The sequence below is a fragment of the Akkermansiaceae bacterium genome (assembly GCA_017798145.1).
In the GTDB taxonomy this organism is placed as follows: Bacteria; Verrucomicrobiota; Verrucomicrobiia; order Verrucomicrobiales; family Akkermansiaceae; genus Luteolibacter.
In genome coordinates, this window is record CP059069.1 from 2,251,361 (window position 1) to 2,265,676 (window position 14,316).

The following is a 14,316-nucleotide window of genomic DNA, read 5'->3' on the forward strand; positions in this document are numbered from 1 at the left end:
CAAGCCGAGCCATCGAATCACGAACGGCTTTCGCTTACAGGAATTCATTCGCCACGTCTGGAACTTCCGAAACGTCGTCGATCCGCCGCCACGGAGCATTATCTTCCCTCTGCGATCCAAGGATTCATTCTTGGCTGAACGTCAAAGGAATGGCGCGCCGGGGTCAACTCCCAATTTGATCAGACGGCTTCCTCGGCGTCGCCATCTCCGCCTTGTTCGCCGGGTTTTTGTCTTCGGTTTAGGCATCGGAAGTGATCGCAAAAACGAGCTTCTTGCTCTTGCTGTAGCTCCAGTAACGATTCGCTCCATTGTGCCTCGATCTGCAATAGATAAAATCTTCAGTTGGTTCCCATCCGTGCGACACACTCCCGAATGAGACACCACCACGCTCCCATTCTGAGTAGCCACTGGAAGATAGAACTCGGCTAAGCTCGGTGAAGTCCGACTGCGAGATTCTGAACCGAAACTTGGGAGACTCGAAAAGCTCCCATCGGAAGAACGGCTTGTGTTCAAGATTCAGGCTTTTCAGCTCTGAGAGGCCAAAAACACTCGAACAGCGTCCGACTCCGCCCCGATCTGGACGGCTAAAATAGCCGACGGACAGGATGATGATCGCAGCAACCAAGAGCTTTCTTCCGCGTGTCATTTCTTTGGCGAACAGTTTATTAGATTGATGAGGAGAAAATCCGTTAAGTTCACAGTGTGAATTAACCGGATTTTCCTGTTTTTGTGTGAGCGTTGGAGTTTTTGTTTGCCGACGGGATGAAAATATCAGGATGTATGGGCATGGCAAGCGACAAAAAGGAGGATTTCATCAGGCGATTCCGGGATCTGCTGGATGGGGAGAGGATTCCGGAGAAGGCGCGGCCGTATTACATCCGCCACTTGGAGCGGTGGGGGACGGCGGTGCGGCATCGGCCAGCGGGGGTGGAGAAGAAGGATTTCCTTGAAGGTTATTTGAGGAAATTAAGTCACACGGCGGGTGTGGAGCCGTTCGTGGTTTACCAGACGGCTGAGGCGGTGCGGCTGGCTCATGAGGTGCTTTTGGGGGAGGAATGGGCGCGGCTTGTCGATTGGGAGGGGCTGAGGTCGGAGTATCGGGCGGAGCGTTACGAGGTGCCCGGGGAGGTGGTGGCTGAGAGCCTGGACAAGATGCGGGACACCTGGGCGGGGATGGGTTTCTCCGGGGAACAGGTGGATAGCCTTGCGGGGCTGGTGCGGGTGATGCGGGAGGGGAATTACGCGCTGCGGACGGAGGAGAATTACCTGCAATGGGTGGTGAGGCTGATGCTGCACGGGAAGCGGGGGAGCGGTCTGCCTGGGGTGGCGGAGGCGGAGGAGTTTTTGAGCGATCTGGCGGTGAAAGGCGGGGTGGTGATGGGGACGCAGAAGCAGGCGCTCAACGCGATGTCATTTTACCTGAAGCGGGTGCGGGGCTTCGAACAGGTGGATCTGCGGAATTTCCGCAAGGCGAGGGAAAGCCAGAAGCTGCCGGTGGTGCTGAGCAAGGCGGAGGTGCTGCGTTTGCTGGATGCGGCGGACGGGGAGGCGCGCCGGGGTGGGCTGGCAAAGACTTACGCGCTGATGCTGCAGGTGATGTATGCCTCGGGGCTGCGGGTGATGGAGTGCGTGCGCCTTAGGGTGAAGGATGTGGATTTCGACAACGGGTATGTGATGGTGCGGCAGGGCAAGGGGAACAAGGACAGGCGGGTGCCGCTGGCGAGGCGGCTGGTGGAGCCTTTGCGCGGGCATCTGGCGGAAATAAGGCTGATGTACGAGCAGGACAGGGCGGAGGATCTGGAGGGGGTGTTCATGCCGGGGGCGTTCGACCGGAAGACGCCGGGGGCGGGGAAGGAGTGGGTGTGGTTCTGGCTTTTCCCCTCACCGAAGCTCTCGGTGGATCCGAGGACGAACCGGGTGCGGCGCCACCATGTGCATGAGAACGGGGTGCAGCGCTCAATGAAAAAGCTTTCAGACGAGGCGCGAATTGACAAGCGGGTGACGTGCCACGTGCTGCGGCACAGCTTCGCGACGCATCTGCTGGAAATGGGGCGGGACATCCGCACGGTGCAGGAGCTGCTGGGTCACGAGAGTGTGCAGACGACGATGATTTATACGCACGTGCTGAATGATCCGGATCGGAAGAGCGGGAGTCCGTTGGATGATCTTTGAGGCGGGAGGGTTTGAATGACGATTGCTGAATGTTGATTTTTGATTTTGGATCGTTTTCCAAATCAGCATTCAGAAATTAACAATCGTCTCTCATCAATCATCTCTTCCGCTGCGGGACGCAGCTTCCACGGCCTGCGCCGGGACGGGCGCAGCTACGCGGCGGGGATTTAAATGACGATTGCTGAATGTTGATTTTTGGTCGTTTTCCAAATCAGCATTCAGAAACCAACAATCGTCATTCATCAATCATTTCTTCCGCTGCGGGACGCAGCTTCCACGGCCTGCGCCGGGACGGGCGCAGCTACGCGGCGGAGGGCATCGGCTTGAAACGCTGCCGCCCTTGGTCGCTTCAGGGAAACCCTGAAAACCCTCTGCGTGCTTTTTCATGGATGGATACCATTCATCGCTTTCGAGCCGGGCGATGCAATGGAAAAATTGTGGTCATTTCGTTCCTGGATTTGTTTCGAGCTTCGCAGCCAGCAATAAGTCCGCGATGGTTTGTGTGGTTCCTATCGATTGGGGAAAATCTATTGGGATATCTATCCTAAAACCGCGAATGGACGCCAATAAGACTCTGAAAATGAGTGTTTTTGGGATCAGGAGCGAATGGCAACGTTTTCCACTCTCTGTCTGGGGTTCTGGATGGCACCAAGCAGGCCCCAAACACGGGCAGCGTGCCCCATCGTCGGCCAATCCGACGTGCTACCCATAATAATGCCGACACTCATAGAAGTGGTGAGGCCGCCCCATGGCTGGGGTGCGTCAATGTCTGTGATTCCACCTCTTATCCGTGGTGGATTTTCACTGATCCATGAGAGGGATGCTGAGCTTGAGATAGTCTTCCGGGGAGATGGTGAAGGGTGATGGGTCGCCGGAGATTTTTCCGAAAAAGGTGTTGGAGGCTGGGTCCGCGGCGAGCGTGAGGGTCTGGGTTTTTCCGCCGCCTTTGATTTCATCGCCGAAGTCGTCCAGGGTGACCTGGGAAATGCCGAGGATGAGGGAGGGTGTTGCGAGGGCGGCGGTGGCGGCTTCGTCGGCGGGGGAAAGCCAGCGTGAGACCTGGAGGTTCTCAAGGGTGGCGAGGAGGAAGTTGGCGCGGGAGGGATCGAGGGCGGCGGTGGCCTCGTTGCCATCGCGGGTGGCCGTCCATTTTTCGGACTGCCATTCGTAGGTGAGCAGGAGGGGCGGGGCTGGAGGCTCGGAGCGGGTGATTTCCCGGACATCGACGGAGCTGACGGACCAGAGGCGGGCGTGGCGCCAGTCGTTGGGGCGGACGGCGATTTTTTCCAGGAAGGAGTTGTCGAGACGCATGACGGTGGGACTGCCCGTGCGCTTGGCAAAGAGGTTGCCCTTCTTATCAAGGCCGAAGGAGACGGTGAGGGTCTGGTTGTTATCGGCGAGGAAGGTGAGGGTGAGGATGGGCTTGTCCAGCCCCCATGGGGATAGGTCTTCCGGGGCGGCATCGGTCTCAAAGGCGAGGGCGCGGGTCTCGGTGATGGCCTTGAAGAGGTCGAAGAGGCGCTGCTCGTTGGCGGGCTGCTGTTTTCCGGCGATGGCGGCGGCCCATGGGGCGGGTGGCTGGCGGGAGATGAGGATGGTGGGGGTGGTGACGGTCTCGATGGCGATGGCGCGTACGGAGGCGATGTTGAGGTTGGTGAGTGTGGGGTCGCGGAGGTCGTTGACGGTGAGGGGCAGGTCGGGGATGGAGATGAGATCCGGCTCCGGCTTCATGGGCAGGGTGAAGACGGTCTCGGGCCTGTCGCTCACGGTGGCGAGGGTCTCGCGGGCTTCCGGGCTTTCCGGGGGCAGGATCTCGAGGGTGGTCTCGGAGGACTCGCCAAAGTGGGTGATGTCGATGCGGCTGTTGGCGGGGGCGGTGCCATCGACGGGGAGTGTGACTTCGGAGCGATCGCCGAGCTTGGAGGCCTGGAGGCGGTAGAGGCCTTCGAGGAGGGATGTGACGGCTGCGGGGTCGGTGGGGAGATCGAGGGGCTTGGTGATGCGCCATGGGGCGGAGGGGCTGGAACGGCCAAGGGTGAGCTCGCCCTGTGAGGTGAGGATACGGATTTTTTCCAGGAGGAGGGGGTTGACGGAAAAGGGGCGGTGGTCGCGGAGGAATGAGAAGTTGTCCTTGAGGAGTGGTAGGATATCGCCGGTGGCGGCATAGACATGGGATTTCCTGCCGCGCTCGAGCGGGAGGAGGTAGATGGTGGGGATGGGCTGGGGTTTATCGCCGGGACTGAGGCCGAGCAGGGGGGTGCGGCGGCCGAGGCGGAAGCTGGCGAGGCTGTTGCCGGCGGCATCGAGCATCGCGACTTCGGTGCTGCCGTTGCTGAAGCCGGCGAGCGCGGGGTCGAGCTTGTCGCGGGGGATGAGGTCGCGGGCGGAGGTGGTGTTGGCAAAGGTGATGATGGAGACGGCGGCGCGGGGATCCATGCGGTCGCGCCACGGTGCGGTGGCCTCCCAGCCACGCCCGGTTTTCACGAAGACGGCTTTGGTGTCCCCAGCGGAGAGGGTGATGCGGGCGACTTTTTCCGGAAGGAAATCGGGGTAGATCCTCTCGCCTGGGGCGACGGGCGGGGTGCCGAGCAGCTTGTCAAGGCTGCCTTCCCGGAGCTGCCAGAGGGAGAGGGCGCCGAGGACGAGCGCGGCGACGGCGAGGAAGAGGGTGAGGAGGAGGCTGCGCAAAATTCAACGATCAACGTTCAAGGTTCGACTTTCAGGGAAGGGGCTTAGCGGTGGTGGAGTGGCGGGGCTTGAATGGAAGTCAGGAGCGGCGGGCGGAAAAGATGATGCCACCGATGATGAGCATGGCTGCGGGGGCGAAGATGAGGTTGAGGCGGTTGATGAATGAGACCTGGGCATCGAGGAGCGGGAGGAGATAGACGCCGATGGGGCGGGGCGAGAGGCCGGCGAGGGACTCGCGGTGGACGAGCCAGTTGGCGGCGGAGGAGAGGAAGTCGATGTTCTCGGCGCGCTGGCGGTCGGGATCGAGGAAGTCGGTGTTGGCGATGACGGCCATGCGGGACGTGTCTGCGGCGAAGCGGTCGTCGTTGGCGGCGCCGCGGGTGACGGCTGCGGCGAGATCGAGGGGGGCGGGGGTGTCCGTCACGGGGTCGAAACTTTCGCCGGCGGGGGGGGTGCCGGCGGTTGCCCCGAATTCGGTTTCGCCCCAGAAGCCGCTGGCGATGCGGATGAGGGGAATGGGAGAGATTTTCCGTACGGCAAGGTCTTCTGCGTTCTCGCGGACATCGAGGGAAGAGGATGCCCCCTCGAAGACAGCGGCCTGGCCGGAGAGATCCTTGAGGAAAGGGATGCCCTGGATGAAATTCCCGCGGGCGGTGGTGCTTAGGCGACCGTCCTGCATGGTGATGATACGGTCGCGGCGCGGGGTGATGCCCTTGGAGCGGAGGAAGATACGGAGCTTGTCCGGGCACTCTCCGGGGCTGAGCAGGACGAGGATGGCGGCGCGGGGGCTGTTCCAATAGGCCTCCAGGGTGGCGATTTCCGCGTCGCTGAAGTCGTATTTCGGGGCGATGATCGCGATGCCATCCACGTCATCCGGGATGGCGGCGAGGCCGCCGAGGTTCGCCGGGGTGAGGCGGATGTTCTGGTAGCGGAGGGTCGCGGCGAGGTTGTCCCAGGGGGAGTTTTGGCCTTCCGCATCGATGCGGGATTTATCGGCAAGGAAAAGCATGGTGCGGGGCTTGCCCTCGATGGCCTCGACGAGGCGGGCCGTGAGGAGATCCTCGGCGCGGAAGTTTTCCGGGCGGCGTTGGCCTTTCTCATCGACGGCGTATGTGATCATCTCATCGGCGAGGGCGATCGTGATGTGGGGGTTGAGCGCGGGGGTGCCGGTGGCGGCTTCCGTGACGATGGGCGTGGACTCGTCGGGGCGGGCGTCGATGAGGATGAGGTCGCTGACGAGGGTGAGGTTGTAGGCGGCGGTGAACTGGGAAGTCCTGTCCGGGGAGCGGAGTGGATCAATGACCTCGAGTTCGATTTTTCCGGCGGAGTTGCGGGAGTATTCCTCGGCGAGGGAGCGGACACGCTGGTGGAAGGGGGAGGAGCGGCCGAAGAGCATGGTCAGCTTGACGGGGTTGGCGCGGGAGGAGACGGGCTTGCTCCTGAGGTAATTCACGGTGGAGGAGGAGAGCGTGTAGTCCGCGGTGCGGGAGAGATCGGCGCGGCTGTGGTTTTGCGAGGAAAGGTAGTTCGCGAAGATCACGGCGGAGAGGAGCAGGGCGATCTGGGATACGGAGAGGAAACCGAGGCCGATGCGGTTCGGGCGGGACTGGCGGTTCTTGTTCTGGGACATGGCTTAGGGACGCCAGCGGCGGAGGTCGATAACCTGGTGGGTGAGGAAGAGGACGAAAGCGGTTAGAGAGAGGTAGTAAACGGCGGGGCGGGTATCGAGGAGGCCGTTGGTGAAGTAGTGGAGGTGCTGCTGCGAGGAAATGTAATGGAAGAGGCCGGCACCCGCAAAGGACTCCCCCCAAATCACGGTGACGAAGCCGAGGAAGTAGTGGATGACGAGGATGGTGATGGTGACGATGCCCGCGATGATCTGGCTGGATGTGAGGGCGGAGGCAAGGCAGCCGATGGCGGTGAAGGCCGCCCCCATGAGGAACAGGATGAGGAAGCTGCCGTAGAGCGCACCCTCGGAGTAGGCGGGCTGGATTTCCGTCAACCAGGAGAACGCCTTGAACTGGAACCAGGCGGGGATCCAGAGGATGGTGTAGAAGACCATGGCCGCGAGGTATTTGGAGAGGACGACCTGCCAGGTGCGCACCGGGGCGGTGAGGAGGGTCTCCATGGTGCCGGAACGTTCCTCATCCGCAAAGAGGCGCATGGTGATGAGTGGGAAAATGAATAGGAAGTAGAACCAGAAGAGAGGGGTATGAAAGGTGACATAAACCAGCGAATCCTTCACCGGCGTGTCGCGGAAGCCTTTCATCGCGGAGGAAAGGGAAAGCCCCTGCATCAGCACGACGAAGGCGAGCACGACCCATCCGAAGGGGCTGAGGAAGTAGGTGTTGAGTTCCTTTCTGGCAAGGATACGGAGGACGCGCATGGGTGGGAAGCTTGAACGCTCAGGGGCGAACGTCCAACCCAGAATTGCGGGGGATTTTCCAAGGGTCAACTGCTGGGGAGAGGTGCTTGTTTCCGGAGGGATTCCGCGCCCGCAGGTCGTGGAATCTTGCGGTAGGTCACGGACAGGCAAGATGATTTTCCTCGCGGTGGCGCTCCACGGTGGCGGCCCTGCCTGCATGGGCATGGGGGGCGCGGCCGACGGGCCCGGCATTCCGGCCGGGGATTCATTCGAAATGCCTTATCTCTTCCGATAAACCCGGCGAGATAGGGCGGAGGAACGCAGCGGGTGATCCCAGCTTCACAAGGAAGCTGGCTTCTCCGGAACCGAATCCGCCCCGGGACCCAGGGTTGCCCATGTTTCATCCCGACCGCTTGGCCGGCTTACGTCGGCTGCTCGCCGCGGGCCATGACGACCTTGCCGGTGCGCACGGTCTCGATGATCTCGTATTGTGAGAACATGCCGACGGCGGCATCCACCTTGGGGCTGTCTCCGGTGATCATGACGACCATGGAAGTGGGCGTGAGATCGACGGTTTTCCCCCCGAAATGCTCGGTGATCTGTAGCGCGGCGGAGCGCTCATCCGCGCTGCAGAGGATCTTGATGAGGATCATTTCCTTGGTCACCGAGTCCTTGCTCGTGTGCTCGGAGCAATGGATCACATCGATGAGTTTCCCGACCTGCTTGATGATCTGCTCAAGCCCAGCGGAATCCCCGGAGATGCCGATGGTCATGCGGGAAAACTGCGGGTTGCGGCCTTGGGAGACGACAAGGGAGTCGATGTTGAAGCCTCGGCGCGAGAACACCTGGCAGATGCGCATGAGGACGCCCGGCTCGTTGTTGACGAGGATGGAGAGCGTATGGCCGGAGCCGGAAAGGCTCGCTGCGACTGGGGTATCGGTGGTGGTGATCATTATAAGTGAAAAGTGTGAAGTGGACAGTGATCAGTGGGAGTGTGTTGCTTCGCAAGGAGGTAGGTAACAGGGAACTGCTCACCGATTACTTACCGCTCAATCGGTTCACGTGGAGCCGACGGGTTTGGCCATGCGTGATTTGGGGGCTTCGGTGATCATGTCCTCGAGGGCGGCGCCTGCGGGGATCATCGGGAAGACGTTGTCGGTTTTCACACATTCCGCATGGATGAGGATGGGGCCGTCGTTGTAGGCGAGGGCTTTTTCGAGCTGCTTGGTGACATCCGCCGGGCGCTTGATATACACGGAGGGGATGCCGTAGGCGGCGGCGAGCTTGCAGAAATCCGGGTTGCCGATGAGATCCACGCCGGAGGTGCGGTCTTCGTAGAAGAGCTCCTGCCATTGGCGGACCATGCCGAGGTAGTGGTTGTTGAGCACGACGATTTTCACCGGCAGCTTGTGGATCGCGGCGGTGGCGAGTTCGAACAGGGTCATCTGGAAGCCGCCGTCGCCGGAGATGGAAATGACTGTTTTCTTGGGGTGAGCGAGCTGTGCGCCGATGGCGGCGGGGAATCCGAATCCCATGGTGCCTGCACCGCCGGAGGAGAGCCAGTGGTAGGATTCGTGGTTCTTGTAGAACTGCGCGGCCCACATCTGGTGCTGGCCGACGTCGGTGGAGACGATGGCATCGCCCTTGGTGAGGTGGTAGAGCTCGTCGATGACCTGCTGCATCCGCAGGCCGCCCTGCTTCTTGTAGCCGAGCGGGAACTTCTTCCTGTAACCGTTGAGCTTCTCGTTCCATTCGGGGTGCTTCATCGGCGCGATCTTCTCGTTGATCTCTGCGACCGCAGCCTTGGCGTCGCCAACAATCATGACGTCGGGCTGGATCATTTTTCCGGCTTCCGCCGGGTCGATGTCGATGTGGATGATCTTGGCGTCCTTGCAGAACTTTGCCGGCTGGCCGATGATGCGGTCGTCGAAACGGGAGCCGATGTTGATGAGCAGGTCGCACTCGATCATGGCCTTGTTCGCGTAGGCGGTGCCGTGCATGCCGAGCATGCCGAGCGAGAGCGGGTGGTTCTCGGGGAAAACGCCCTTGCCGAGGAGGGTGGAAGTCACCGGGCAATCCAGCGTTTCGGCAAGGTGCATGAGCTCCTTGTCTGCGCGGGCGATCATGCAGCCCTGGCCTGCGAGGATCACCGGGCGCTTGGCGTTGGCGATGAGTGCGGCGGCTTCCTTGACAGCCTTCTTGCAGATGTCGAAGTCCTTGCTCGGATCGTATCCGGGCAGGTTGATCTTCGGCTTCATCTCGCCGCTGAACGGCCCCTGGGAAATGTCTTTTGGCACGTCGATGAGCACCGGTCCGGGGCGGCCTGTGGTGGCGATGTGGTAGGCCTCGCGGGCGATGCGCGGGAGGGCGTTGGTGTCTTTCACCAGCCAGTTGTGTTTTACTACGGGTATCGTGATTCCGAAGATGTCGGCTTCCTGGAAGGCGTCCTTGCCGAGCATCCAGGTCACGGTCTGGCCACAGATCACGATCATCGGCACGGAGTCCATCATCGCGGTCATCAGGCCGGTGACGGTGTTCCCGGCGCCGGGGCCGGAGGTGACGAGGACGGCGGCGGGTTTGCCGGTGGCGCGCGCATAGCCATCGGCCATGTGGACGGCTCCCTGCTCGTGGCGGACGAGGATGAATTTCATCTTGGTCTTGACCGTCTCGAGCGCATCGAAGATCGGGATTGCAGCGCCTCCGGAGTATCCGAAGATGAATTCGATCCCGAGGTCATCGAGAGTCTTGATTAGCGCCTGTGCGCCGTCGATTTGTTGCTTGGCCATGAAAAATGGGGTTAGATGCGAATGATTGCCCCGGATTTGCGCGGATAGCAATCGAAAATTGGCGATTTCGCGGCAAACTTGTGATTTTAGGGTGGGATTTTTCTGAAAGATTCGCCATTGCCCATGAAAGATCGGATTTCCGGTTCTCCGGCTTTGGGAAAATGCGTTTGAGCTTTTTGCCATCGAGGTTGCGCCGCCCTGCAATCCGGCATAGGAAAAAGCCGTATGTTTGAATTCAGGATTTTCAATGTCCCGGTGCGGGTGGAGCCATGGTTCTGGGTGGTGATGGCGCTGCTGGGAGGGGCGATGGGTGCGGACAGCAAGGAGGCGCTTGTGCTGGTGCTGATTTTCATGGTGGCGGGATTCATCTCCATCCTTGTCCATGAGCTGGGGCACGCGCTGATGGCCAGGCACTTCGGGAACCGGGTCCACATCCTGCTCTACGGGATGGGCGGGCTGGCATTTCGGGAAGGTGGCAGGAACAGCAGGAAACGCGATTTCATGATCGCCGCAGCGGGTCCCGCGATCCAGATCGCGCTGGGGCTTGCGGTGATCCTGGCATTCCGCGCCTCCGGCAACACGAATCCCTATCTGAGCGCCTTTGTGGCGATATTTTTCTGGATCAGCGTGATCTGGGCGCTGCTGAACCTGCTCCCCATCCTGCCGCTGGACGGAGGCCGGCTGCTGGAGTCCGTGCTGGGCCCGCGACGGATGCGCACGACCCTGACGGTGTCCGCCGCCACTGCCGCGGGGGCGGCGGTGTTCGCGCTGCTGGGCGGGTATTATGTGGGCGCGATCTTTGCTGGCTACCTTGCCTACCAATCCTACAAGCAGCTCCAGCAGCCCTCCTGGCGCTAGGCCCAGAGCAGGCGCAGGGCGGCGACGAAGGCGAAGATAACGATCATCCACTCGAATACCGCCTGGGGCACACGCCCGATGAGCCAGCGCCCGGCGATGATGCCGATGACGACGCCCGGCAGGAGTTTCAGGTTTTCCAAAAGGCTGTCCGTGGTGATGAGTGCGAGCTTGGCGTTGAGGGGGATTTTGATCAAGTTGACCAGCAGGAAAAACCTGGCACCTATGCCGAGCATTTCCATCTTGGGCAGGCGGCGGGCGAGGAAATAGAGCTGGATCACCGGGCCAGCGGCGTTGGCGAGCATGGTGGAGAAGCCGCCCAGCGAGCCGGCCGCCACTCCGAAACCGTGGGATTGCGCGAGCCTGTCGAAGAACACGGGGCGCAGTTTCCGCAAGGCCTGCACGGCCACCATGAAGAGGACGCAGCCGCCGATGGCGCGCCGCGCCGCGCCGTCATCGATTTCCCCGAGCAGCCACCAGCCGATCAGGATGCCGGCGAGGGTGGCGGGGAGGAGTTTCCAGACGGGCTTCCACGACCCGTGTTTCAGGAAGGCGGGGTAGGCCATCAGGTCGGCGGCGATGAGCAGGGGCAGGGCCAGCCCCACCGAGGCCTTGGGGCCGTAGATTTCCGCGAGGATCACCACGGAAACCATGGAGATCCCGCTGAACCCGGCCTTGGCGATGCCGATGCAGACGGCAGCCACAAGTGCGATGGCAAGCTTTTCCGGGTCCCCGAGCATCCGGGCGGCAGAGTGGACGCAAGTGTGACGGGAGAGAAGCCCATTTGTGGGCGGCCTTGGGGCGCTTTGCCGCGATTCCGGTTGCGGGGTCCTGTGGCTGTGGTTAGGAACCCGGGGCAATGAAAGGTCGCTCCAAATACCAGCTCGAGCGGGAACGCGCGGAAGCCAGGAAAGGCCTGCCGCTGCCCACCATCCTGGCGATGATGTTCGCCTCGGGCTTCGCGGGGCTGGTCTACCAGGTTCTGTGGATGAACCAGCTGGGCCTGCTTTTCGGGAACACCGCCCATGCGGCATCCGTGACCCTCGCAGCGTTCTTCGCGGGGCTGGGCGCGGGCAGCTGGTGGTTCGGGAAACGCGTCGGCGCGTCCGGCAACCCTCTGCGGCTGTATGCCTGGCTGGAGATCGGCATAGGTTTGGGTGCGCTCACCTATTTTCTGGTGCTCGCGGCCTTACGCGCGCTTTATCCGCTGGCCTACGCATCGCTGGGCGGCAGCGGCTGGATGATGGCGCTCAAGTTCGGCCTTTCCCTGGCTTTGATCTTCCCGCCGGCCTTCTTCATGGGCGGAACCATTCCCGCGATCGGCCAGGCATTGATCCGGGAGCGCGCGGCCTTCGGGAAAACGGCGGCCCTCATCTACGGCACCAACACCCTCGGCGCGGCGCTGGGTGTTGCCGGTGCGGCGTTCATCCTCATCCCTTCCTTCGGTTTCCGCATCACCTATGCGCTGGCTGTGGCGCTCTCGCTGGGCGTGGCGCTCGTTTCATGGAGGCTCTCGGGAGCAAGCCGGTCCGCAGAGGCACCGGAGGCTGCGGCGGAAGCGGGCGGCGGCAAAGCACGCGCCACGCTGCGGGACTGCGTGCTGCTGGGGCTGTGCTTTTTTTCCGGGTTCGCGGTGCTTGCGCTCGAAGTGATCTGGACGCGGATCTTCGCCCAGGTGCATGAGAACTCGGTCTATTCCTTCGCCATCATCCTGACGGTGGTCATCGTATGCCTGGCCGTCGGGGCATGGATCAGCTCCGGGATTGCAAGGCTGGACAGGCCGCCGCTGCAGCTGGCCGGTGCCATCATGGTGGGCGGCGGTCTGTTGCTCGTGCTCACCCCCACCATCCTGATGCGGGTCACCGGCGAGCTCCAGCCCGTCCATGCCATCGAGGCCTGGTCCCTGCATATCCGCCGCATCTACCGCATGGGCTTCTCCGGGGTGGGCCTGGCGGCGGTCGCGCTGGGCATGCTCTTCCCGTTTCTCATGAAGGCGGCGGAAAAAATGCGGGGTGCACCCGGTGCCGTCCTCGGGCGCATGCTTGCGGCCAACACCCTCGGCGCGATCTCCGGAGCGCTCGCAGGCGGCTTCATCCTGCTGCCCGCCATCGGCATGTGGAGCAGCCTGCGCCTCATCGCCGCCTGTTACCTGCTTGCCGCGATGCTCCTGCCCCTCGGATGGAAACGCTTCGGCATCGCCTGCCGGGCCTGCGCCGTGCTGGGCCTCGCCGTGCTCTTCACCGTGCTGGATCCCTCCGGCCTGCCCGCACAGGGAGAGAGCCCGCAGGGCGGCCCGGCCACGGTTGTGGAAACATGGGAGGGCAGCGACAGCACGGTCTCGGTGATGCGCAAGCCAAATGGCCACCTTTCTCTCAAGGTCAACGGCGCCTACGCGCTCGGATCCACCCAGGCGTATTCCGAGCAGGCCGACCAGCTGCGCATCCCCCTGCTCATCCACCCGGATGTCCGCTCCATCCTCAACATCGGGCTTGGCACCGGAATGTCGGCGGGGGCGGCGCTGGATCCGCGTTTTCCCAAGGTGGCGAAAATCGTCAGCTGCGAGCTGACCCCGGCCGTGGTCGAGGCGGCGCGCAGCCACATGCCTGCGGAGTACACCGGCGGGGTTTTCACCGATCCGCGTTCCACCATACTCATCGAGGACGGGCGCCATCACCTGATGGCCACCCGGGAGCGGTATGACATGATCCATGCCGACCTGTTCCTGCCCTACCAGCGCGGTGCGGGCAGCCTCTACAGCCTGGAGCACTACCGGGCATCCGCCGAGCGGCTTGAGGAGGGTGGGGTCTTCGTCCAGTGGCTGCCCATGTATCAGCTCACCGAATATGAGTTCGGGGTGATTGCACGCACGATGCTTGAAGCCTTTGGGCAGGTGACCATGTGGAGAAACAATTTCCTGCCGGGCAACGATAAGGCCGCCCTGATCGGCATGAGGAAGCCCACCCCGCTCCCCGCCCCGCCGGAAATACCCGGGGCACGCCTCCGGGCGGAGCTGCAAGGGATGGGCTGGGAGAATGCGACGCCGGACCGCATCAAGCCGTCCGCAGACCGCATGCTGCTTTTTTACTGCGGGAACCTGAGCGCCGCCCGCCGGCTCTTCGAGGGCTATCCGGTCAACACCGACGACAGACCCATCATCGAATACCAGACCCCGCGGCTTTTCCGTGAGATCGCCGCCCATGACAAGGTGATCTGGATGCTTGGGCCGAAGTTCACGGATCTCGTAGGCAGGATACTGAGGGAATGCCCGCCGTCCTTGGATCCGGCGCTCCGGTCCCAGCCGCCGGAAAGCCTCGGCCTTGTGGCTGCCGGCCAGTCCTTCCACCGGTCCATGGTGCTGCGCATGATGGGGCGCATCGGGGAATCCCTGGAAGAATGGGATGCGTTCGCCGAAAGCGCCGGGATGAGCGTTCCGTCGGAGTGAACGGCGAA

The 14,316-nt window shown here is 62.2% G+C and carries 9 protein-coding genes; 3 read left to right on the plus strand and 6 right to left on the minus strand.

Annotation, left to right across the window (positions count from 1 at the left end; translation table 11 throughout):
• Positions 1 to 1,224 precede the first annotated feature (1,224 nt).
• Entirely contained in the window at positions 1,225 to 2,172 is a 948-nt protein-coding gene (locus HZ994_09575; GenBank protein QTN34361.1) for an integron integrase, read from the plus strand.
• A gap of 801 nt (positions 2,173 to 2,973) precedes the next feature.
• Here HZ994_09575 and HZ994_09580 read toward each other — a convergent pair.
• The 5 genes from HZ994_09580 to ilvB all read right to left on the minus strand — a co-directional run bounded on the left by HZ994_09580 (position 2,974) and on the right by ilvB (position 10,011).
• Entirely contained in the window at positions 2,974 to 4,860 is a 1,887-nt protein-coding gene (locus tag HZ994_09580) for a DUF4340 domain-containing protein (GenBank protein ID QTN32570.1), read from the minus strand.
• A gap of 79 nt (positions 4,861 to 4,939) precedes the next feature.
• Positions 4,940 to 6,490, minus strand: a complete 1,551-nt coding sequence (locus tag HZ994_09585; GenBank protein ID QTN32571.1) for a Gldg family protein — start codon at positions 6,488 to 6,490, stop codon at positions 4,940 to 4,942.
• A 3-nt stretch (positions 6,491 to 6,493) separates the two neighbouring features.
• The gene (locus HZ994_09590; protein QTN32572.1) at positions 6,494 to 7,246 is read right to left on the minus strand and encodes an ABC transporter permease; all 753 of its coding nucleotides are present in this window, start codon (positions 7,244 to 7,246) and stop codon (positions 6,494 to 6,496) included.
• Between the two features lie 401 nt (positions 7,247 to 7,647).
• Positions 7,648 to 8,178: an acetolactate synthase small subunit gene (ilvN, locus tag HZ994_09595; GenBank protein QTN32573.1), complete on the minus strand. Its 531-nt coding sequence runs from the start codon at positions 8,176 to 8,178 to the stop codon at positions 7,648 to 7,650.
• Positions 8,179 to 8,283: 105 nt separating this feature from the next.
• Entirely contained in the window at positions 8,284 to 10,011 is a 1,728-nt protein-coding gene (ilvB, locus tag HZ994_09600; GenBank protein QTN32574.1) for a biosynthetic-type acetolactate synthase large subunit, read from the minus strand.
• A 225-nt stretch (positions 10,012 to 10,236) separates the two neighbouring features.
• Between ilvB and HZ994_09605 the strand changes: the two genes are divergently transcribed.
• Positions 10,237 to 10,869 carry a M50 family metallopeptidase gene (locus HZ994_09605; protein QTN32575.1) on the plus strand — a complete coding sequence of 211 codons (633 nt, stop codon included), beginning with the start codon at positions 10,237 to 10,239 and terminating at the stop codon, positions 10,867 to 10,869.
• Here the strand turns inward: HZ994_09605 and HZ994_09610 are convergent.
• Positions 10,866 to 11,606 (minus strand): sulfite exporter TauE/SafE family protein, encoded by a 741-nt coding sequence (locus HZ994_09610; GenBank protein QTN32576.1) that lies wholly within the window; start codon positions 11,604 to 11,606, stop codon positions 10,866 to 10,868. The genes HZ994_09605 and HZ994_09610 overlap by 4 nt on opposite strands.
• 119 nt (positions 11,607 to 11,725) lie before the next feature.
• On the opposite strand from HZ994_09610, the gene HZ994_09615 reads away from it, so the two are divergent.
• Complete coding sequence (locus tag HZ994_09615; protein QTN32577.1) at positions 11,726 to 14,308, plus strand: fused MFS/spermidine synthase; 2,583 nt, start codon at positions 11,726 to 11,728, stop codon at positions 14,306 to 14,308.
• Positions 14,309 to 14,316: the final 8 nt, after the last annotated feature.

Bases quoted from the DNA above. Each gene is read 5' to 3' on its own strand.
- HZ994_09575 (QTN34361.1), top strand. From the start codon at position 1,225: ATGCGGGAGGGGAATTACGCGCTGCGGACGGAGGAGAATTACCTGCAA.
- HZ994_09585 (QTN32571.1), bottom strand. From the start codon at position 6,490: ATGTCCCAGAACAAGAACCGCCAGTCCCGCCCGAACCGCATCGGCCTC.
- HZ994_09590 (QTN32572.1), bottom strand. From the start codon at position 7,246: ATGCGCGTCCTCCGTATCCTTGCCAGAAAGGAACTCAACACCTACTTC.
- ilvN (QTN32573.1), bottom strand. From the start codon at position 8,178: ATGATCACCACCACCGATACCCCAGTCGCAGCGAGCCTTTCCGGCTCC.
- ilvB (QTN32574.1), bottom strand. From the start codon at position 10,011: ATGGCCAAGCAACAAATCGACGGCGCACAGGCGCTAATCAAGACTCTC.
- HZ994_09605 (QTN32575.1), top strand. From the start codon at position 10,237: ATGTTTGAATTCAGGATTTTCAATGTCCCGGTGCGGGTGGAGCCATGG.
- HZ994_09610 (QTN32576.1), bottom strand. From the start codon at position 11,606: ATGCTCGGGGACCCGGAAAAGCTTGCCATCGCACTTGTGGCTGCCGTC.
- HZ994_09615 (QTN32577.1), top strand. From the start codon at position 11,726: ATGAAAGGTCGCTCCAAATACCAGCTCGAGCGGGAACGCGCGGAAGCC.